The 19,209-nt window shown below is 44.8% G+C and carries 21 protein-coding genes and 6 pseudogenes; 1 reads left to right on the top strand and 26 read right to left on the bottom strand.

The features are described 5' to 3' along the window. Positions 1–5: 5 nt before the first annotated feature. The 19 genes and pseudogenes from E1963_RS03670 to E1963_RS03585 form a co-directional block, all read right to left on the bottom strand. Entirely contained in the window at positions 6–284 is a 279-nt protein-coding gene (locus tag E1963_RS03670) for a hypothetical protein (RefSeq protein ID WP_016295757.1), read from the bottom strand. A gap of 371 nt (positions 285–655) precedes the next feature. Next, positions 656–1,492 carry a tyrosine-type recombinase/integrase gene (locus tag E1963_RS03665; protein ID WP_132275400.1) on the bottom strand — a complete coding sequence of 279 codons (837 nt, stop codon included), beginning with the start codon at positions 1,490–1,492 and terminating at the stop codon, positions 656–658. Between the two features lie 138 nt (positions 1,493–1,630). Further along, positions 1,631–2,239 (bottom strand): annotated as a pseudogene (gene vanX / locus E1963_RS03660) (D-Ala-D-Ala dipeptidase VanX). 5 nt (positions 2,240–2,244) lie between these two features. Then, on the bottom strand, positions 2,245–2,691 hold the full coding sequence (locus E1963_RS03655; protein ID WP_132275397.1) for a D-alanine--D-alanine ligase: 447 nt from the start codon (positions 2,689–2,691) through the stop codon (positions 2,245–2,247). Continuing rightward, the gene (locus E1963_RS03650; protein ID WP_132275394.1) at positions 2,684–3,490 is read right to left on the bottom strand and encodes an NAD(P)-dependent oxidoreductase; all 807 of its coding nucleotides are present in this window, start codon (positions 3,488–3,490) and stop codon (positions 2,684–2,686) included. The genes E1963_RS03655 and E1963_RS03650 overlap by 8 nt, the downstream gene beginning before the upstream one ends. Before the next feature lie 19 nt (positions 3,491–3,509). Beyond that, positions 3,510–4,596: pseudogene (vanY-D, locus tag E1963_RS03645) on the bottom strand (transpeptidase-like D-Ala-D-Ala carboxypeptidase VanY-D). A 140-nt stretch (positions 4,597–4,736) separates the two neighbouring features. Then, positions 4,737–5,417 carry a hypothetical protein gene (locus tag E1963_RS03640; protein WP_207669399.1) on the bottom strand — a complete coding sequence of 227 codons (681 nt, stop codon included), beginning with the start codon at positions 5,415–5,417 and terminating at the stop codon, positions 4,737–4,739. Positions 5,418–5,419: 2 nt separating this feature from the next. Then, positions 5,420–6,577 carry an FtsX-like permease family protein gene (locus E1963_RS03635; protein ID WP_167482102.1) on the bottom strand — a complete coding sequence of 386 codons (1,158 nt, stop codon included), beginning with the start codon at positions 6,575–6,577 and terminating at the stop codon, positions 5,420–5,422. Further along, a pseudogene (locus E1963_RS03630) lies at positions 6,558–7,436 on the bottom strand (sensor histidine kinase); the annotation flags it as partial. The gene E1963_RS03635 and the pseudogene E1963_RS03630, both read right to left, overlap by 20 nt. Next, positions 7,429–8,124 (bottom strand): vancomycin resistance response regulator transcription factor VanR-D, encoded by a 696-nt coding sequence (gene vanR-D, locus E1963_RS03625; protein ID WP_132275385.1) that lies wholly within the window; start codon positions 8,122–8,124, stop codon positions 7,429–7,431. The pseudogene E1963_RS03630 and the gene vanR-D, both read right to left, overlap by 8 nt. 173 nt (positions 8,125–8,297) lie before the next feature. Beyond that, positions 8,298–8,630: a winged helix-turn-helix domain-containing protein gene (locus E1963_RS03620; protein WP_315974365.1), complete on the bottom strand. Its 333-nt coding sequence runs from the start codon at positions 8,628–8,630 to the stop codon at positions 8,298–8,300. A 62-nt stretch (positions 8,631–8,692) separates the two neighbouring features. Then, positions 8,693–9,508: an AraC family transcriptional regulator gene (locus E1963_RS03615; RefSeq protein ID WP_132275382.1), complete on the bottom strand. Its 816-nt coding sequence runs from the start codon at positions 9,506–9,508 to the stop codon at positions 8,693–8,695. A gap of 158 nt (positions 9,509–9,666) precedes the next feature. Next, a complete protein-coding gene (locus tag E1963_RS03610; protein ID WP_132275379.1) occupies positions 9,667–10,353 on the bottom strand; it encodes an ABC transporter ATP-binding protein in 687 nt (228 codons plus the stop codon). A gap of 25 nt (positions 10,354–10,378) precedes the next feature. Then, positions 10,379–12,844: an ABC transporter permease gene (locus E1963_RS03605; RefSeq protein ID WP_167482115.1), complete on the bottom strand. Its 2,466-nt coding sequence runs from the start codon at positions 12,842–12,844 to the stop codon at positions 10,379–10,381. 17 nt (positions 12,845–12,861) lie between these two features. Further along, positions 12,862–13,266, bottom strand: a complete 405-nt coding sequence (locus tag E1963_RS03600; RefSeq protein WP_132275376.1) for an FMN-binding protein — start codon at positions 13,264–13,266, stop codon at positions 12,862–12,864. 96 nt (positions 13,267–13,362) lie between these two features. Beyond that, entirely contained in the window at positions 13,363–13,767 is a 405-nt protein-coding gene (locus E1963_RS20380; protein ID WP_243117546.1) for a sensor histidine kinase, read from the bottom strand. 20 nt (positions 13,768–13,787) lie between these two features. After that, on the bottom strand, positions 13,788–14,132 hold the full coding sequence (locus tag E1963_RS20375; RefSeq protein ID WP_243117545.1) for a hypothetical protein: 345 nt from the start codon (positions 14,130–14,132) through the stop codon (positions 13,788–13,790). Between the two features lie 133 nt (positions 14,133–14,265). Beyond that, positions 14,266–14,544: a response regulator gene (locus tag E1963_RS03590; protein WP_132275373.1), complete on the bottom strand. Its 279-nt coding sequence runs from the start codon at positions 14,542–14,544 to the stop codon at positions 14,266–14,268. Between the two features lie 145 nt (positions 14,545–14,689). After that, a pseudogene (locus tag E1963_RS03585) lies at positions 14,690–14,782 on the bottom strand (zinc ribbon domain-containing protein); the annotation flags it as partial. 28 nt (positions 14,783–14,810) lie between these two features. Here E1963_RS03585 and E1963_RS03580 point away from each other — a divergent pair. Further along, positions 14,811–14,921, top strand: a pseudogene (locus tag E1963_RS03580) (small, acid-soluble spore protein, alpha/beta type); the annotation flags it as partial. Positions 14,922–14,937: 16 nt separating this feature from the next. Here E1963_RS03580 and E1963_RS22875 read toward each other — a convergent pair. From E1963_RS22875 to E1963_RS03545, 7 genes and pseudogenes are all read right to left on the bottom strand, one after another. Next, positions 14,938–15,138: a helix-turn-helix domain-containing protein gene (locus tag E1963_RS22875; RefSeq protein WP_330570670.1), complete on the bottom strand. Its 201-nt coding sequence runs from the start codon at positions 15,136–15,138 to the stop codon at positions 14,938–14,940. A 20-nt stretch (positions 15,139–15,158) separates the two neighbouring features. Beyond that, positions 15,159–15,427: pseudogene (gene tnpA, locus E1963_RS23305) on the bottom strand (IS200/IS605 family transposase); the annotation flags it as partial. 150 nt (positions 15,428–15,577) lie between these two features. After that, positions 15,578–16,147 (bottom strand): TetR/AcrR family transcriptional regulator, encoded by a 570-nt coding sequence (locus E1963_RS03565; RefSeq protein ID WP_132275370.1) that lies wholly within the window; start codon positions 16,145–16,147, stop codon positions 15,578–15,580. A gap of 229 nt (positions 16,148–16,376) precedes the next feature. Beyond that, positions 16,377–17,306: a HipA domain-containing protein gene (locus tag E1963_RS03560; RefSeq protein WP_132275367.1), complete on the bottom strand. Its 930-nt coding sequence runs from the start codon at positions 17,304–17,306 to the stop codon at positions 16,377–16,379. A gap of 14 nt (positions 17,307–17,320) precedes the next feature. Next, the gene (locus tag E1963_RS03555) at positions 17,321–17,725 is read right to left on the bottom strand and encodes a helix-turn-helix transcriptional regulator (protein ID WP_132275364.1); all 405 of its coding nucleotides are present in this window, start codon (positions 17,723–17,725) and stop codon (positions 17,321–17,323) included. 238 nt (positions 17,726–17,963) lie between these two features. Beyond that, entirely contained in the window at positions 17,964–18,446 is a 483-nt protein-coding gene (locus E1963_RS03550) for a GNAT family N-acetyltransferase (protein WP_132275361.1), read from the bottom strand. Between the two features lie 6 nt (positions 18,447–18,452). Beyond that, positions 18,453–18,980 carry a hypothetical protein gene (locus E1963_RS03545; RefSeq protein WP_145964155.1) on the bottom strand — a complete coding sequence of 176 codons (528 nt, stop codon included), beginning with the start codon at positions 18,978–18,980 and terminating at the stop codon, positions 18,453–18,455. Positions 18,981–19,209: the final 229 nt, after the last annotated feature.

Raw genomic sequence — 19,209 nt, 5'->3', positions numbered from 1 at the left:
AATCTTTACCTCTTTTCATGGTTTTCTGCAAATTGATTCAGCATGCACCCTACTAAATATTGCTTCGCTTGTTCTGGTGCTGTGAAGGATTGACTCTGTCCGGTCAAATAGGAAACCGTATCTTCCCATTCCCGCAGGCTAAATTCCTGCGCATTGATTTCATGCAGGTGGTGAGGCATGATCATATTTGTTCCCGTTTTCGCCAGATCAGACAGATACATACATCCGCTTTTAGCCGCCAAAATATCCAGCAGCCCTATCGTGCCAGTTTTCATTCCATTCATAACTCACCTCCTTGCCATACAATTTTCCGATTCGCCTTCTTTAAACATGCGGCTTGATACCACAGACTAACTCATCTGTGGTAAATTGGGTATGGCCGCAGTCGGTAGATTTAGGAAGAAAAGGGAAAAAGGCGACTTGCTTTGTCCGCAAATCGCCTCACTTGACCACAACAAGAAAGCCTGCAAATAAAACAGCAGATGCAGGCTTTCTTGTCATGCACAAATATCGTTTTATGTGGGATTTCCCCCTTACTTTTGCTATGTATCACTTGAAAATATGGGGATTTTACGCTATACTATAAATGCTTGTAACGTGCTTCACGATACAGGTGTGATAATGTTTACCACAGATGAGTTAGTCTGTGGTTTTTTTATAAAATGAGCCTCATTTTATTCAAAATCCGCTCGTGAGCTGTAGCGCTGGCCGCCACATAGATTCGCGTAGTTTCAATACGGCTGTGGCCGAGGATATCCGCCAAATGGGCCAGGTTCTTCTCTATGGCGTAAAAGCTGCGGGCGAACAAATGCCGCAGGTTGTGAGGAAAAACCTTACGGGAATCCACTCTGGCGCTGGCGCAGAGCTTTTTCATATCATGGCAGATGTTTGTCCGGTCCAGGGGCTTTCCACTTCTGGTACGAAAAATGTGGCCCTCGTCTATGCCCAGCTTTTTTGCGTATTTTAATAGCCTGGTACGCAGCTCCTTTTGCAGAAGAACCGTGCGGTTTTTTCCTTTCATGCAGATTTCCGCCCGCCCGGTTTGGGCCGCCTCCACTGTAATATGCTGCAGCTCGCTGACCCGAATACCTGTACCGCAAATGGTCAGCATGACCAGGTATAACCGCTCATTTCCTTTGGCCTGAGCTGCCGCCAAGAGCTGTTTGTATTCCGCTTCAGACAGTTCCCGCGTCTCATCCAGAAACGCTTTCCTCTGTACCTTTAAGAGTTTTATCTTGCAGTCCTGCCACCCGCAGAACTCCAGAAACGCATTGATGGACGACAGTGCGCCGTTGACTGTCTGGGCCTTCACCTGGCTTTGCAGTATCTTCCGGTATTCCAAAAGCCGGGACTTCGTAAGTCCTTCTCCGCTCAAATACTCCGCCAGTTTACGCACCGCACGAAGATATTTGTTTACAGTTGCTTTGGATTTCTCATTTAGATATAGGCTTTCTTCAAACGCCTGTATTTTTTCTACAGTCAATTGATTCATGATCATAAACCTCCTGTATATCATTTTTTATCATTTTACCCACAAACATACAGGAGATTACGATACTCTATAAAAAGTAAAGCACCTTATGCCACTTGCCCCAATAAACTTACAATCTTTTACTTCTTCAAGCTATCACTAGGCAATGCAAAAATCAAAATATGTATACGGGTATGGCTCGTCTGCCAAGACATAATGCCACCATTCATATCGGTAGGCTTCAAATCCGCTGCGCTCCATGATATCACGCAGGCGCTCACGGTTTCCGGCCTCCTCTTCGTTCAAACCGCTGGCGGCATGATGTGACCGTACATCCATAAAGTCGAAATCTCCGCCCATTGGCACAAGCATCCCCGTATCCAAACGAAAAATCGTGAGGTCAACCGCACTCCCGCGACTGTGGCTGGACTGGGAAGCCACATACCCTTTCGTGATCATCTCGTTGCTTTTGATATTTGGGTAGTAACGCTTTTTCGTCAGATTGTTCTTCGGCAGGGAAGCCCAAGTCAGAAAGCAGTCCACTGCACACTGGGGACGGTAGCCGTCCCATAAGAGCAGACCGTATCCCAGTTTCTCCGCCGCCTTCTGTGCCTAACGTAAAGCAGCACCAAGCTCTTTCGTTCCCACAATGCGGTTTACCTCGTATCCGTCTACTGGTTTCCCGGTGAAATTGTCCCATGTGGCATATTTGGCATCCCACCGGATGCCCGGCAGCATTTCATCCAAAAAGACAAAGTTCTTTTCCATGATGGTTACCTCCTAAGTGAAAGTCCAATCAAGCGGTCCAATATTTCAGAAAGCGTAAACCCTGCTGCTGTTATCATGCGTGGATAACGGCTATAGGAAGTAAATCCAGGCATGGTGTTCACTTCATTCAGGACAATGCTTCCATCCTCCCGTAAAAACAAATCAATGCGGGCCAGACCTCTGCAGCCAAGTACCCGGTAAATCTTCTTCGCCGTTTCCTGAATCTGCTCCCTAACTTCATCCGGCAGGGCGGCCGGAGATCCCGCATAGTTCTCCCAGTCCCGGCAGGGCTTATCGCATAGTTTCCATGCGCCGGACTTTGTGATTCCAATATAAAATAGCTGGTATTTTTCCTTGTTTATATTTGCTGCAACCTCCATCGCAGATTTCACTGAAACATCATGTTCCTCTGAGCAGCCCCCAAACAGGACTGCAATTTTAAGCTTATACATTTCCAAGACTCCTTTCAAAATTCAGACAATTTCGGATGGTATTGCTCACGGTATCGACCAGTACCCGGTCCGTATGATAGGCCCTATGCGGCGTAACAATGACATTGGGCATTTTCTGCAAAACGGAGAGGTAAGGATGCCCTGTCGTTTTTTGTGTGCATTCATGGTAAAAGATGCCTTCTTCCCCTTCCAGGACATCTAAGGCGGCTCCTCCGATTTTTTGTTCTTTCAGCGCAGCAACCAGTGCTGCCGTATCCACTAAAGCCCCCCGTGCCGTGTTGATCAGAAGCGCCTCCCTCTTCATCATCTCTAGCTGCTCGCGCCCAATCATATGGCGGGTATCCTCTGCCAGAGGCACATGCAGCGTAACAATGTCGCTGCTCTTCAATAATTCACAAAACGAAACATAATTTGCTCCGGCTTTGTGATTTCGGTCGTAGGCCAATACCTTGCAGCCGAATCCCTCCAGGCGTTCCATGACTGCCTGTCCGATTCGTCCGGTTCCCAAGACGCCAACCGTCAAATCCTGCAGTTCTTTTCCACGGCAGTCATTCAGACAATAATTCTGCTTCTGGGTTCCTCGCAGAACCGACTTTGTGCCGCGCAGCAGCATAAGCATCAGCATGACGGTATAATCGGCCACGCTTCCCGGTGAGTATTCCGCTAATTTTGCATTGTGCTCTGATACGGCATCTTCTATGAGCGAAACTGTGACGCCATACTCAGATGAAAGTTTACGGAATGCCGCCGCTTCATCCCGCTCACACCCAAAAACCGTAATATCTATTTTTTCCTGCATTCGTTTCCTCCTTAACATTTCACCGGGCTTTGATTTTATCCAAAATGGCAACGCTGTCCTGAAACCTGCTTTCTTTCGTAGAGCCCATGACTACGCAGATATAGGTTTCTCCGTCAATCACTGCTGCGGAGACGACACAGGCGCCACCAAGGCTGCTGGTCCCGGTTTTCAGGCCGATGACCTCCGGACGATAATAGGGACTGTTCGGATTAAGAAGCTCATTGAAATTGTTGTAAGTGACCTCCCTGCCGTTCGGCCATCTTTCATATGACGTATTGCTCGCCACAATTTCTGAAATAATGGGATCCTCCAAACATGCCTTTGCAATGATGGCAAGATCATAGGCCGTGGTATACTGCCCCTCGGCGTCATACCCATCCGGAACCACAAAATTCGAGTCTGTAACACCAATTGCCTTGGCCTTCTCATTTACCTTATCCATGAATATTTGAATGGCCTGCTGATTGGACAGGCTGTTATCACCCGCAATGGTCTTTCCGGTATTGACTGCAAGGGTATAGGCTGCATCATTGCCGGACGGAAGCATCAGGGCAATCAGGAGCTGCCTGACAGTCAGGGTATCGCCTTTCATAAGCCATGCGGTTGACGAATCACTATGGATCATTTCAATCTCCGCACCGACTCTCATCCTCCGGAGAACAATATTCAAGCACGGTCAACGCTGTAATCATTTTGGCTGTACTGGCCGGCGCAATTCTGTCCGTGCCGTTTTTTTGATACAATAACGCATCGGTGTCTTTATTCACCACAATGGCATTTGCTGCTATGATGTTAAGGTCAATCGCATTCGCCCGGTTGGATATGGCTGGCTCCGAAACTGGAGACTCCTCCTCACTCTGGCCGTCGGCCAGAAATGAATAGCCCTTGCTTGTCTTTGTATTTTCTTTGGATGGAAGAGCGGGATCTTTACTCTCTCTGAGAAAATACACAGCTCCAAAAATTACACAGACTATGAGCAGACCGAGCATGGCACATGCTGCTCTGTAAAAAAACAATTTTCTTCTTTTGTCTTTTCTGCGGTTCCTTCCATACTGGTTTTCATTGTTATTTTGACGTTCCACGTTTCTCTTAACTCCTTTCCACATACAAAAAAATCGCTCCCTCTGATATAAAGAATACCAGAATGGAGCGATTTATTTTTTCGCATTATTTTATGGATAACACACGGTTTATCTCGGAATTTCTTACGATTTTCCTACGAAGTGAAAGTGTATAAAAAATATCTTTATTGAATGTAGCTCTTTAAAAGCTTTTTACGCAGGATAAAAAAGATGATAGATTGCAATGCTACTACTAACCCGCATACACCGGCGACTACCAGCATAGTCTTTCCGATGTAAATAACACCAGATACAAGCATAATGCGGTAGGTTGTAAATGAGCCGATAACACACCCTATTGCCGTCGGAACAAAATAAACAAAAACCATTTGCTTAGTGATAAGTTCTCGAATACTGCGTTGCTTCATCCCTAACCTGCGGAGATTTTCATAAACAGCTGCATCGTCCCAAATTGTACTGATGAGTTTAAGCCCGACAACCATTATCGACGATACAAAGGCCACGATGGCAATAAAAAGCATAAGCATTAGATAAGTAGGGAAGGCTTCAAATTGCGTTGTTGCACTACTTAATTTTGATTGAGGATAAAGCGCCCATACTCGGGCAATCCGTGTTTCGTTACCTTCAAAAGGCAGATATTCAGCTTTGCTTTCTGTCTTATCAAAGGTTGCACTATTATGCCAATTTGTAAAAATGTCTCCATTATTATCGTTTATGACAGCCTGCAGAATATTCTCTTGAAATACCTCTGTGTTTTTCCAGTCAGCCACATTCAGCAAAAATGAAGTAGCTTTATACTCATTCCCAAGGTTATTAAACATCGCTGCATAGTCATAGTCATTCAAGATCAAAAACGACGAAAAGAATGAGCGTGAGTTAAAAAGCCGATCAACGCATACCGGCTCATTTTTATGAGGTAGGTTTCGTCCTGTGTAGTCGGATTATAAAATAAGCTATTATCGCCACAAAAAGCATTTTTCTTATACTGCATGGAGCTGTCATAATACAGGGTATAGCTGCCTTCTGGGACAACAATGTTCTGCCCCGAAATGTGATTGAAATTACTCTGACTTATGACAACACGAGAACTCCAATCGGTCGATCCATCTTTATAGGTGCTTTCCACACCGAGCAAAAGACTGTCTATGCGAACAATCTCCGTTATTTCAGCATTGCTGTCTTCCGCAATTCTATAAATGCGTTCCTCTGTCATTTCTCCTTTGTCAGCGGTTGTGCAGATGGTGTAGTCATAAGGCTCGTTAAGTGCTACATTGTATCCATCAATAAACCCGGCAGCGATAAAGCCAATACCGAAAATGGTAAAAATGATGAGCAGAGTAGCGACAAAAATAGACCTTGTATATTGTCTGATCTTCTGCTTCAGCAAATTGTAAAACACGATGTTTTTGTAATAGGCTTGCGCACGAAACCGTTTCAGAATATCTCCGATTGACGCCAACTGGATAATCAAAAGATAGACCCCCCATACAGCGAGAGCTAAACCGATAAAGGCAAGAAACGTACATAGAACGCCACCGATGTTCTGTAATGTAAAAAAAGCTACAATTCCAGTTGGAACAAACATACATCCCATGAATAGACGGAATGTGCTGCCGTCTTTCGCCTTCTCGTTTTCATCCGAGCTTTTCAAGATTTTCAAAATATCCACGGTCTGGATATACTTGCGATTTACCGTCCGCAGGATCAGCCATGATACAATCGCAAAAACTAGAGAAACCGCAAGTCCCATCCAGCCGATTGTGAACGCCGTTTCCTGTGTCCTTAAAAATACGTTCAGGAGTGACCAACACAAATAGGCAAGAGGAACCGACAAAAACAATCCGAGTAATGCCGCAAGCTGGAATAGCACAGTAAATTCTTTTGTGATAATTTTCTGTACGCTGCGCCGGTCAATTCCGAGGGAGAGGAAAACACCAATTTCCCGTGATTTATATTTGAGGAATAGCGTATCGGCGTAAACAAGAAAAACAATAATTCCAAGCATTGATGACGGCATTTCTCAGCACATTATCGAACACTCTCTGCAGCTTGTTGGCATCGCAGGACAGCATCATATCCGGCTGAACATCAAATTCACATTTGAGATTTTTTCCGGCCAGCATCGGCTTAAACTCATGCCCCAGCTGTTCCAGCATCATCGTCAGATTGATTTTGCTGTACACAAGCGTGATGTTTGAAAGGTTAAACCTTGTAATTTCAAAAAACTCGTTAATCAGTTCTTCCAGACGCTCAGCCTTATCCAGCGAAATGTTCAGATATTTTTCCCTGAGTTCCTCTGAGATCTGCTTTTCATCCCTTAACAGGTTCAAATATCCTATGACCGATGAAAGCGGGGTCTTCAGGTCATGAGCCAGGTACATGACAAGGTCGTTTTTCCGCTGTTCCGCAAGCTCGGCGTCCGTTTTCCGTTTCGTCAGTGTATGCCGTATGGAATTGATTTTCCTTTCGGTCGAAGCCAGTTCCGGAGGCAGGGCGATATCATTGGTATCTTCATGCACCAGGGTATCAATCCCCCGGTTGATCTCCTTAAAATACTTTGAGATACTGTCCAGATAACGGCGAAAAATGATGAAAAACACTCCCATGACGGCGATCAGGAAAAGCCATATCTCATACGCCTTAAAGGTTCTCAGGTAAACAGCCACCGCCTCATCCCGGTCATGATAAATGAAACGTTCTAATATGGCTACCACCACATTTGCAAAATTATCTTTTAAGACGAACAGATAAACCACCGCTATAATCAGAATGGCGCACGCCATCATCAGCAGTATTTTAACGGACAGTCTGTTCTTAAAAAGTAAATAGTCATCTTCATGACTGGTCTTGTTTTTATTATTCAATGGTATATCCCACTCCCCACACGGTTTTTATAAATTTCGGGTTTCTTGACGGTTCCTTCATTTTCTCTCTGAGGCGCCCAATATGCGCCATCACGGTATTATTGCTGTCAAAATACCGTTCTCCCCATACTGCCTCAAATAATTCCTCTGTAGAAACAACCGTTCCCTGACGCTCGCACAGATACCAAAGGATGGAAAACTCCGTTGGCGTCAGTTGAATTTCCTTTCCAAACAGGATACACTTATGGCTGCTCTTGCTGATTGTCATTCCCCGGATATCGTATTCCGTGCGTTCAGCCTCCTGCTTTATGCCGGGCTGCTTGTACCTCATGTACTGCCTTAGCTGCGCCTTTACCCGCGCAACCACTTCCAGCGGGTTAAACGGCTTCGTAATATAATCATCTGCAACGGACAGCCCCATGATTTTATCCCCGTCCTCGACTTTGGCTGTCAGCATGATAACAGGGAAGTAGAACTTCTCCCGGATTTTCTGGCAGATCTGAAAGCCGTCAACATCCGGAAGCATGATATCCAGTATGGCTAAATCCAGTTCCACGGATTCAATACACTTTAGTGCATCCTTGCCATTATAAAATTTATAAACGGTATATCCATCGTTTTTCAGATATACTTCAACTAAATCGGCCAATTCTTTTTCATCATCAACCACTAAGATTTTTTCATTCATTGCATTACTCCTTACATTGCGATAATCTGTCTTTATTATGTGTCAAAATCGCATATGAAACAACAATAGCAGAATCGCAAATAACCGTCAAGGCACGGCGAGCTGGCAGGCCAGTTTACCCAGATTCTTGACGATTACCGCTATTCTGCTAACAATGGCAGATTATATGTTTTTTATAGCGCTTCAAATTTATAGCCGACACCAACAATGTTTTTAATATAGTCCAGAGCATCCGGTGTAACTTTGAGTTTCTTCCGCAGGTTACTCATGTGATTGCTTACCGCTTTTTTGGAATAAAAAGTATAATCCTCGTTCCAGACCAACTCCATGATCAGTTCATAAGTAAATACCCTTTTGGGATGTGTGAGCAATAGCGCAAGAATATCAAATTCTTTCGCTGTTAACTCAATCACTTGTCCTCTCACACGTACAAGCCGCTGCTGCACATTTAACAGCATAAGCAGTTTTTCTCCAATTTTATCTCCTGACTCAGAGATTTCTATCACGGCTAGTTTCCCATATCATCATCTCCTGTTAGTGTAGGTCCATGCTCTATGAAAAAATTCATTTAAACATTATAAAGCTTACTATATTGTTTTGGAGTAACCATGGCGTATTTCTTGAAAAAATTAGTAAAGTGGCTTTGGCTGCTAAAACCAAGCTGATAGGTAATATTTGATAAATCTTCTCCGGCCTTCAGCATTTTTTTGGCTTCAGTCATTTTAGTACATTCAATAAAGCGATAAGGAGATATTCCCTTTTCTCTCGTAAACATCCGTATAAAGTGGTACTTGCCAAAACCTGTAAAGGTACTTAAATCGCATAAAGATATGTTTGAGGCGTAATGCCTTTCAATATACTCACAAGCACGTTCTACGATATCCGAAGCTTCTATTTGTTCGCATTCCAATGGTTGAGAATAATCTGCAACCAAATCACCAATGATCATATAAAGCAATTCTTCCTTTTGTAAATCGCAATATGAACCATTCTCAATCAAGTCAATCAACTCTGTGATTTGCGGAATAAGATCACTCTGATAAACAATCTGCGGTTCAAAATACGGACATATGGCAAATCCTAAACATTCCAATGTCAATTCTTCCATGCGTTCAGTAGTGATGTGGAAACATCTAAAATCTAACAGTTCCTTTTTCAATTCCAAACAAGTATGATTATCTTTCGGGTTGAAAAGGAGCAAATCATTTTTTCCTATGGTGTATTCCTTACCTTGACATATTACTCGTCGGCTCCCGCTTTCGATATAGCCTAATTCATAGTAATCATGAAAATGCGGTGGCAAACTTTCAATCATTCCTGTCAGTGTTAATACCTCTATATTCAGTTTTTCGTCAAAAACAATTTTACTGTTGGAATTATCCATAAGTCACCTCCGCAAAAATTACTCCAATAATATCATTATAGTTTATACATATGCCTTTTTCTTGCATAATGTTGCTATTTTTCGTTAAGGTCTGTCGAATACCGTTCTTTTATACCTATTCTATAAAAAGAGATAGGTATCGTCTATATCCAATAGATCTAAATAATTACGCCATCCTGTACGGTAATCACGCGGCCGCTGCTTTTTGCTGCTTCCGGGGAATGCGTTACCATAATGATCGTCTGGCCGATGGTCTGATTGATCTCACACAACAGGTTCATAATCTCCGCTCCGGTCTCGCTGTCCAGGTTTCCCGTGGGTTCATCTGCGAAGAGGATCTCAGGATTGCCAATCAGGGCTCGGGCGATGGCCACACGCTGCTGCTGGCCGCCGGACAGTTCACGGGGCGTATGCTTACGACGTTCTGACAGACCGACAATTTCCAAAATCTGATGGAGCTGCTTTTTATAGCTGCCCATCTTTTTCCCGTCCAGAAGCAAAGGGAGCATAATATTTTCCTCCACATTCAGGTTCGGGATGAGGTTATAGAACTGAAAGACAAAGCCAATCTTCTGTCTGCGGATCTGGCTCATTTTCTCATCTCCAAAGCGGGAAATATCTGTCCCATTCAGTAAAACCTGGCCTTTGGTCGGGGCGTCCAGGCCTCCGAGGATATAAAGCAGGGTGCTTTTGCCCGAACCGGACGGTCCCATGATGGATACAAACTCCCCCCGCATCACCTGCAGGGAAATATCTCTCAGCACCTTTGTAGTCGTGCTGCCAATCTGAAAATTCTTGATGATATGCTTTCCTTCAACGGCAATCTTGCCAACATTTTGTTTCATTTTAAAAGACCTCCTTCATTCCGAATTACTCAAATTTGATTTCTTCCACCAGCTTCATCCTGCAGCTCTTAAAAATCGGAACAACAGAGCCGAGCAGTGTCACGGCAATTCCCATGCCGCCGGCGGCTAAAAACGTGACTGCATCCAGTTTGGGCACCATCGAAATCTTAGGTCCGGCCACAAGGAATATCGTCTGGATCTCCATATAGGAAACAAAAATGGCAATCACGGCTCCAATCAGGCCGGAGGAAAAGCCCTCAATCAATGTCATTTTCATATTCTGGCGGTTGGAAAGACCCACGGACTTATACATGGCAATACTGCGCCGCTTTTGGATGTAGTTGATCAGCAGGTTATTAATCACGCCCACCGTAGCCAGCAGTAAAATGAACCAGGTCATGCTGTGCATGGGCTGCAAAAAGGCTCCCACGGTAGAAAGTGCATCTGTGTTAAATTCGTCTACCGTCCGGCTCCAGTTTGACGTTTCGCCAAACAGGTCACGGATCTGTACCATGATTGCATCCGGATCTGCGGCGGTGAAGGCAAGGAAATCATAGGCAAATGCATTAAAATCGGAAACTGCAAAAGCGGAAGGAATCACTGCCTCCACATCCGTAGCCCTCGACTTGAAGCTGCCAACGACCCTGTAATCCGCCTGGCTGCTGCCTGCTGACAGAGATAAGGTATCTCCGACCGCAAAGCCGGTCCTGTCCATACAGCTTTCGCTAAGCACTACGGCCCGCTCTCCGGCAAAGGCAGAAACCGCCTGCTCCTCCATTCCCTTTTCCGTGTAATGGAGCGCCAGCATGGAACCATACCAATCCAGATCATCGGTTGCCTCCAGTCTGCCAAGCGTCGTGCCGTTTGCCTGCATCTGGTTTTCATATACATAGACGGGAAGCACTTTTTCTATCCCATCCATCTCTTTTACCTGGTCTACAAACTCCTGTTCCATGTAACCGTCCGCAAAGCCCTGTAATTCCGCGCCATTGAACACGTCACTGACATAGGTTGTAACAAAGTTACCCACGACCGTGATTGCAATCACAGCGGAAATGCTGATAAACAGCAAGGTAATGTTCTGGACCGTATTTTTGTTATCCCGCATATTTCGGGCGGCAAGCCTGCCTGTATTCCCCAAAACCGCGCAATAGATACGCTCCAATCCCATTGCCATCAGGTTTGTCAGCAGCGGAACAATCAGAATCGTGGCGGCGATCAGCCCCAGCAGGGAAAACCCGCCAAATAGATACAGCATATTTCCGGAGGCCAGCTTCGGCAGAATGATGGAAACCACAAAAAGCACCACGCCTGCGGCCAGGATAAAACGCCGGGGAACCTGCTTTTCTTCCACGCTGCCCAGCACCACATCCTTGATCGGAAGTCGGCTGGCACGACGTACCGGCATCCATGCGGACAGCAGGGACACCACCACTGCCACAGCAAAGGAAAAAATAATGCTGAAGGGTGAAATGACAATCGGAATTTCAATCCCCTGGGAAAGTGACTGCCCCATCCCCTGTAAAATAAGTTTCAGAACCAGTGTACCCACCGGAATTCCAATCAGCCCTCCCAGGATTCCATACAGCCCGCTTTCCAACAGGAGGATTCGGGTAACTGCTTTCTGCGTCGCACCGATGCTGCGGAATGTTCCGATTACCGGCAGACGGTCTAAGGTAATGACCTTATAGCTGCTGTAAATGATAAAGACGCTCATAGTCAGGGAGAAAAAGCTGATGAGGAAGAATGGCATGGATTTCTGCCTTGCATCCGCTGCAATCTGCGCTTCATTGACGACTGCCGATACCCGGTATGTGCCCTCCGGCAAGGCTGCGGACAGCTCACTTTTCAGTTCTGAAGTAGCCCCCCCCTCTGCAGGCTCCACTAAAATTTCCGAATAGCCGTCCGTCTTGCCTAACAGCTCAGACAATGTCTCAAGGGGCAGAAGAGCTGTCGTGCCTCTGGTATGGCGGAGAAAAACCGTATCATAGGCGGCTACTGCCGCCACTTCCAAAGAAGCCGGCTGTCCTCCGATCTGCAGCGTAATGGTATCACCTGCCTGAATCCCATATTTTGAAGCGAAGCGGTCCGGCAGGATTACCTTGTTCCCGGTAAAGTCTGCAATCTCTCCGCCATCCGCTAACCGGGGCGGATTAATCGCATTCAGCTTGGAGATGTCTGCTCCAATCAAGTCAAAGGTTTCATAATATCCGTCCTCATGGTATAGGGCTGCCCCTGTAAGCAACGGAACGCTTGCCCGGATAGAAGACAGCTCCGGCAGGGCGTTCTCCGCAATCTCCCCCTCCACAGCGGTTACGGACAGGGTGGCGCTGCCTGCCATACCGCGGGCCATCTTCCGCTGGGCGCTTTCATAGGATCCTCCGATAGAGAACGATACAAACAATAAGGTGGTAGAGAGCAGAATAGACAGCAGCATGACCGCTGTTCTCGTCTTCCGCTCTTTGACATTCGTTAAAATATATTTCAGGATAATTTTCAAGACTGCACCTACTTTCCATCAGACGGCTTACCGTCCTGTTCTAATGCGTTTTCGATTGCTTTTAATACGGTATCACTGGTGAGCGTGGCGCCGGATATGGCATCCACCTCCAGGCTTTGCGCTGCGGAAACCGCACCAGCAATCTGCTTTGCCTGCTCCATATAGGAAGCTTTATGCTCCACAACCTCAATATCGGTAATTTTGTGGTCCTGAACCTCTACCTTAACAACAGCAAAAAGAATTTTGTTTTGGCATACGCCGATATACTCACCATCCGCAACCGTGTTTAAGTCAACCGTACCGATGCTCAAAGTCTGTGGACGTAACACAACTGCGACAATCGCAAGACAGACACAGATCGTAACCGCAATCGTGATTAGATAAGAAACCGCTTTTTTCCACTTACCCTTCATCCTCTCACCTCCAAACTAAAAAAAGGCTGGCACCTATCATATAAAATAGAATAGCGTGCCAACCTTAATCTAATTTTTAGGCAACCTTAATTAACCTTAACTGATAAGAAATTCGATTTGAAAAGCAGTACCCACATTCGGAATACTGGAAACAGAGATTACGCCGCCATGCAGGTCAATGATCCCTTTTGCGATTGCGAGACCCAGCCCCGTTCCCTCCGGCTTTTGTTCCGTATTTGTTCCACGATAATAACGGTCGAAAAGATGCCGGACCGCTTTTGCACTCATGCCCTTTCCATTATCTGCGACTTCAATTTTCAATGCGGTTTTGGACGCCGGTATGCTTACTGTAACCTCCGTATGCTCCTCTCCATGCACAAAGTCATTGATGATCAAATTCCGAAACGCTCTGGTGAAAAGCATCTGGTCAAACGGGAACATCACCGTTTCTTCTTCACTTTCAAAATGGATGCTGCGTGTTTCGTATTCCGGCGTATTCAAAATGTCTATGACCAGCTCCTTCAGGAAACGGGCAATGATCTGATTCTCCCGTGTATGGGAATCATACCGTTTTCTAACTGATAGGTCAGCTTCAGATCGTCAACCAGCTTTTCCATATAGGAGATATTTTTCAGCATCACCTCGGCATAATGCTTGCGGCGTTCCCCGTTTACATACATGGTGACTTTGGATACATTCACGGGAAAATATAAGAGATAGGCATATTCTTTTTCGGCGTCAAAGGCTACACCTGAAAAGACAGTCATTTCTCCATCCGCTGATTTTCCGGCAAGAACAAGCTGCAGCAGCTCCGTACCGGAATACGCTTCATCGGACTGCTCCGGTTCCCGATAACCAAAAACCACCTTTCCGGAGCTGTCGATGATCTGAATGCCGACCTTGTGCTTCTGAAGCTGCTCAAGCCCGGACTGCTTGACCTGCGGAATGTTATCTATAAAAATAATTTGATCTTTGAAATCCTCTGTAAATACTTTCTGATCATTTCCGTTCAGACACCAGACGGCAAAAGCGTAAGGAGCGACTGGCCAAAAAGCAGATAGAGAATTCCCGGATGGCTTTGCACACCTCAAAGCCATCCATATCCGGCAGCATCACATCTAAAACGATCACATCCGGCTGGTATTCTCTGCATATGGGGATCGCATCCGCACCTGTATAGGCTTTCTTAATGGACGCAAAGCTGTCCTGCCGTAAAGCTTCTGCAATCAGGTCCACAATATCTTTCTCATCATCGATCAACAGTATTTTATTCTTCATTCAAAACACCCTCTTTTTACACTGCGTAACTATATGTGAACCATCCATTGTCTAAAGCCAATGGGCTTCCTGCTTCATCGACCTCGCAACCTACTATCTCCACAGGCGTAAATTCGGGTCGCACCGACCCTATATGATTACCGTTTTATGCTATCTGTCTTAATCCTTCCATAAGAATATTTTTTGCCGCATTTACATCACTGTCATGTTCTGCCCCGCAAACAGGACATGTCCACTTCCTGACAGATAAATCTTTTGTGACGGCGTTAACAGAGGGTTACAACGGAGACCTGACATCAAGACAGAATGGTTCTGTTGGTGGTTATATGGTTAAGAAAATGATCGAGCAGCAAGAAAAACAGATGGCTGGTAAATAACAACCAGATTAAATGATTAGAAAGAATTCTGATTTGATGCATTCTTGTTTGATGCATTTCTGTTAGAAGCGTTGACAGGCTTTTCCTCTTTTTCGTATGCTTCTTTCCGATATGCCAATGTCTGGTTATACACAAAGCGGTAGCACCCAAACGTTTTTGCAATCTGGATTTTCTGCTCATTGTTTGGGTATATTCTATATTTATACGCTTTTAACATTTAATGCCGCCCCCTTTTTTCTACCCTTGGTTTTCTATGTATTTCTTTAACATTTCTTCTGAAACATTACCCACGCTACAGGCATACAACAGAACATTAGCAGTTCTGTTGTCATAAATTATCCGTCTGTCCAAAAAGTATGTTCTTTCCAGAAATGACTTCTGAGATGGTTCGGATATCTCTCCCAAATATGATATGTTGTGTAGCTTTTCATCAGATTTACAATTTTACTAACGGACATCGTTGGTTCTGTTTCTATCATATAGTGTATATGGTCTTTATTTGTGTCTGTTTTTTGATTTCCATGTTCCCATAGAGGAAGTGTATCACAGACCGCTACTTTTGGCTACCTTAACCCACCGTCTAAAGCCAGTGGGATTGCGGTAGCCTTTTTCAAATCCCATAATTTGAGCTGCTGCCCAACATATTTCATCCCCTCCTATTTTCCTTCCAACGATTTCATGCCCTCTATCAGAACATTAAGTGAAAATTCAAAACTGTCCTCTATGGAGGGGGAATCTCCAAAAGCCTTATGATTGACCAGCAGGATAAACCCCTGCAGAAGGCCCCTTACGGTTCGGATCAGATGCAGGCGGCTTTCCTCAGAAATATTCAGTGAATCCATGATTCTATGGAGGGCGGCAAACAGTTCAGAGGTATTCTCTGAAGTTTCCTTATCCTCATATTGGTTGTACCACAGCATTACATTAAGTACACCCGGATTATTGACAGCGAACCTGTAAAAGGCATAGGACACCGCTCGGATCGCATCATAACCGCTTACCCCAATCATGGAGCGGAGCAGCTGTTCCTCCATCTGGCGCCATCCATAGAGCATCAGCTCCCGCTTGAGGTCATCCAGGCTTTTGAAATAATAGTACAATGACGGAGGCTGAATTCCTAAATCCTGAGCCAATAGTTTCAAAGAAATGCTCTGTTCCCCAGACTCATTTGCCATTTGCGCTGCTCTGCTTATGATTGCTTCTTTGCCTGTTTTCATCCGTGACATAGCCATCCTCCCCCAACCTAATCTAATAAGTATTATACCTTATTGGATTAGGAAATTCAAGTCGGCATAAATACTGGAAATGCTGCCATGTCATGACATTCTCAGTCTGGAGAGAACAGGAAAAGTCGGATGCAGCTTTTCAAGTCTGCACCCGACTCTTGCTATCTAAATGATTCTTGAGTAAAAAGGACGCCGGTTTTTCAGCGTCCTCTAATAAAGTATTCTGTTGTTACATTCCCATTATCGGCTTGTTCGGCTCCTGTTCGAGACTGACTGCCAAATCAAAAGCTGGAACAAGGATCAGATTGTATCTCGCCTTTATATAGTGCTTGTAAAAGGCTCTTTGCAGATCCGACAGATATGGTGTAGAATCAATGAATTCACTAATTACTTCCATATCAATCCGGTGAACAATCCGTTTGACTGCCTCACTGCAGTCTTCATATTCCGCACTCATTAGAAAATCACGGTAGTTAATTTTTCTGTCGTTCTGCTTTATGGCAGAGGTCGGATACAGATAAACTCTCGAATGCAGCGCATCCTCGTTTGACAGCACTTCATTCATGATCTTCTCATCCGCCTGCGGCAAAAGACAGCTTCCGCAATCGTAGATGGGTGCTATGCTTGATTCTCCCGTTTTTTCATCAAACAGGAATCCCCAATTTCCGTTATGACGGTCGAAGTTTCCAAGTAAGGCATCTACAACAAATACATCCCAAAAGTGCCGTTCCAACACCTCGGGCGAAACGTACTGCTGCTTTCCAATCGTATCAAGTATATCTTCAAGCTCTGTTCCCGTACCATTTGAATCTGATTCCAGAATCGTATTCTTGATGGAACAGAAATCAAAAAATCTCTTTCCGTCCGCTGTAAAGTCCTTGCAGGCACAGACAATCTTCTCCTTGCCGCCTACCTTAAATGTGCCAAGCATGGTTTCGTGCGCCCTTACGCCGATCAGATTGAAGATACTGCTTGCGATATGCTCGCTGAAACAGCTATTGGTATAGGAAAGCCCAGTGGGCTTATTCTTGCCGAAGGGTGGGAATTTCAGCATATACAGTGTGCCGTCATATTCTACGGCAATCTTCTTGCCGTTTGCTCCGTTGTATGCTCTGCCGGGTACCACCCGACAGTTTGTAAAATCAATTTTTTCAGCCATTCGTCATCATTTCCTTAAAGATATTTTGCTCTGAGATAATCGGCATGTTCCTTTGTGATCACGCCGTCGTTAATCTCAGCAATATTGATACTGCCATAGAGTTCTCCCCACAGGCAGTCAAGCAGAGGAGATTTGTTTTTCAATCCGTCCTTGTATGCGTCCAAATCATGCTTCAGATATGCAGGCAGTCCGTACTCATAGGAGCGTTCCTTTTCTGCCTGATGGATTCCCTCGGCAGTTAAGAGCTCCATTGTCACGCCAAGCGTCTTTGCCAGCTTATACACCGTTTCAGCAGAGCATTTTTCAAGCTTTGTCTTACCGCTGCATATATCGTTGAGCGTAGCGTGAGGGATTCCCGCGTCTACGGCTAATCTGTATTTTGTCATGTTGCGCTTTTTCAGCAAGCTCTCGATCATCATTCCTGCCACATCCTCTCTGCCATTATTATATCGGTATGCCGAAATAATGTCAAGAGGACTGCATGAAACTTAACCAAAAATCCGTATTTACCTTGCTCCCCTTGCTACGCTGCGGGTAAGGTTGACCGCCGTAGTAGGCATAGACGACACTCATCATCTGTATAAGTTTCTTTTAAGGAAAACTTGATCCCGATATCCCGGACTCTCCCACCACACTCTTTTGCAGCGGCTTCTCAGATCACTTTGCAAGGTTGGTAAGTGTATCCCCTGTAATACGATATACTGTCCAGTCAGACATGGGTTCTGCTCCTAAAGAAAGGTAAAAATCAATGCTTGATCTATTCCAGTCAAGGCACCACCATTCTAATCGGCCACAACCACGTTCAACAGCAATGGCCGCCAGTCTTTTTAGGATTGCTTTTCCATATCCTTTTCCTCTGCATTCTGGCTCTACATACAAATCTTCAAGGTAAATTCCGGCTCTACCCAAGAAAGTAGAGAAATTGTGAAAGAAAAGAGCAAAGCCAACTTCTTTTCCGTTTACTACAGCGAAAATCACTTCTGCCTTTTGTTTGTCAAAAATCCATTCCTCCAATGTTTTTTCATCAGCAACGACTTCGTTAAGCATTTTTTCATAATCAGCAAGTTCTTTGATAAATTGCAAAATCAATGCTGTGTCTTCTCGTTTAGCATATCTAAAATCTAAGTCTTTAGTATACACAGTGAATCACTCCTCTCTGTATTTCCAGTTCAGCAATGCCCCCGTAACCCCGGAGGCCAGGAGCAAAGCAATCCACCCTGTACCTTTTGCATACCAACACAAAAATGCGAAGAAAGAGGATACCGCCGTAAATGTAATCCAGATAAGGGCATAGCTTTTCGGGAAAAATCCAGCTATGAAATTGCTGTACAAGTAGTAGCTTGATACCATTCTCGCAAAAAAGGCAAAAACATTGATGCCAGCCTTGATAGGTGTTGTGCTGTAAACGGCAATGCACACCGCAATAACAAGCCAGGGTGCTAATTTCCCCAGAAAGTTATGCAAATCCACTGCACGGTCAATCAGGTGCAGTAACGTCGGGAGGTTTGCCTGCCGGTAGTCCAAATATTTTGAAAAAGCCCCCATAAAAGCCCCCAACAGCAGGATGCCCATGGAAATAAGCACTTGCTTCCGAATGAAATATAACTTTTGGGGAGTCCGTATTTTACCCAAAAACTCCTTCATAGTTTTTATCATTCCTTTCGCTTCGCTCAAGGCACAAACAAGTGGGACTTTGAGCCCGGACTCTTATCATTGGTAATAAACCATGTTTATTCAGTCGCAGGATGACAGTCAATGTTGCTATTCCTTTTTATTAAGTCCAGCTAATAAATGTCAATAGATAAATAAAAAAATATTTTTTTCGAAAAAAGGGCGCACTTATCCCTTGGTGAAAATATCATTTTTTGAAAAGATATTATTTCGCCGGATTTACAGTATTTTA

The organism is Extibacter muris (assembly GCF_004345005.1).
GTDB lineage: Bacteria > Bacillota > Clostridia > Lachnospirales > Lachnospiraceae > Extibacter > Extibacter muris.
This window is presented reverse-complemented; position numbering and strand designations above follow the sequence as displayed.

Coding starts and splice junctions, on each gene's coding strand:
- E1963_RS03650 (WP_132275394.1), bottom strand. CDS start 3,490: ATGCAGGAAAAAATAGATATTACGGTTTTTGGGTGTGAGCGGGATGAA.
- E1963_RS03600 (WP_132275376.1), bottom strand. CDS start 13,266: ATGAAGGGTAAGTGGAAAAAAGCGGTTTCTTATCTAATCACGATTGCG.
- E1963_RS03610 (WP_132275379.1), bottom strand. CDS start 10,353: ATGAAACAAAATGTTGGCAAGATTGCCGTTGAAGGAAAGCATATCATC.
- E1963_RS03565 (WP_132275370.1), bottom strand. CDS start 16,147: ATGTCACGGATGAAAACAGGCAAAGAAGCAATCATAAGCAGAGCAGCG.
- E1963_RS22875 (WP_330570670.1), bottom strand. CDS start 15,138: ATGTTAAAAGCGTATAAATATAGAATATACCCAAACAATGAGCAGAAA.
- E1963_RS03670 (WP_016295757.1), bottom strand. CDS start 284: ATGAATGGAATGAAAACTGGCACGATAGGGCTGCTGGATATTTTGGCG.
- vanR-D (WP_132275385.1), bottom strand. CDS start 8,124: ATGAATGAAAAAATCTTAGTGGTTGATGATGAAAAAGAATTGGCCGAT.
- E1963_RS03615 (WP_132275382.1), bottom strand. CDS start 9,508: ATGGATAATTCCAACAGTAAAATTGTTTTTGACGAAAAACTGAATATA.
- E1963_RS03635 (WP_167482102.1), bottom strand. CDS start 6,577: ATGCTTGGAATTATTGTTTTTCTTGTTTACGCCGATACGCTATTCCTC.
- E1963_RS03555 (WP_132275364.1), bottom strand. CDS start 17,725: ATGATGATCGAGAGCTTGCTGAAAAAGCGCAACATGACAAAATACAGA.
- E1963_RS03665 (WP_132275400.1), bottom strand. CDS start 1,492: ATGAATCAATTGACTGTAGAAAAAATACAGGCGTTTGAAGAAAGCCTA.
- E1963_RS03590 (WP_132275373.1), bottom strand. CDS start 14,544: ATGAAGAATAAAATACTGTTGATCGATGATGAGAAAGATATTGTGGAC.
- E1963_RS03655 (WP_132275397.1), bottom strand. CDS start 2,691: ATGTATAAGCTTAAAATTGCAGTCCTGTTTGGGGGCTGCTCAGAGGAA.
- E1963_RS03560 (WP_132275367.1), bottom strand. CDS start 17,306: ATGGCTGAAAAAATTGATTTTACAAACTGTCGGGTGGTACCCGGCAGA.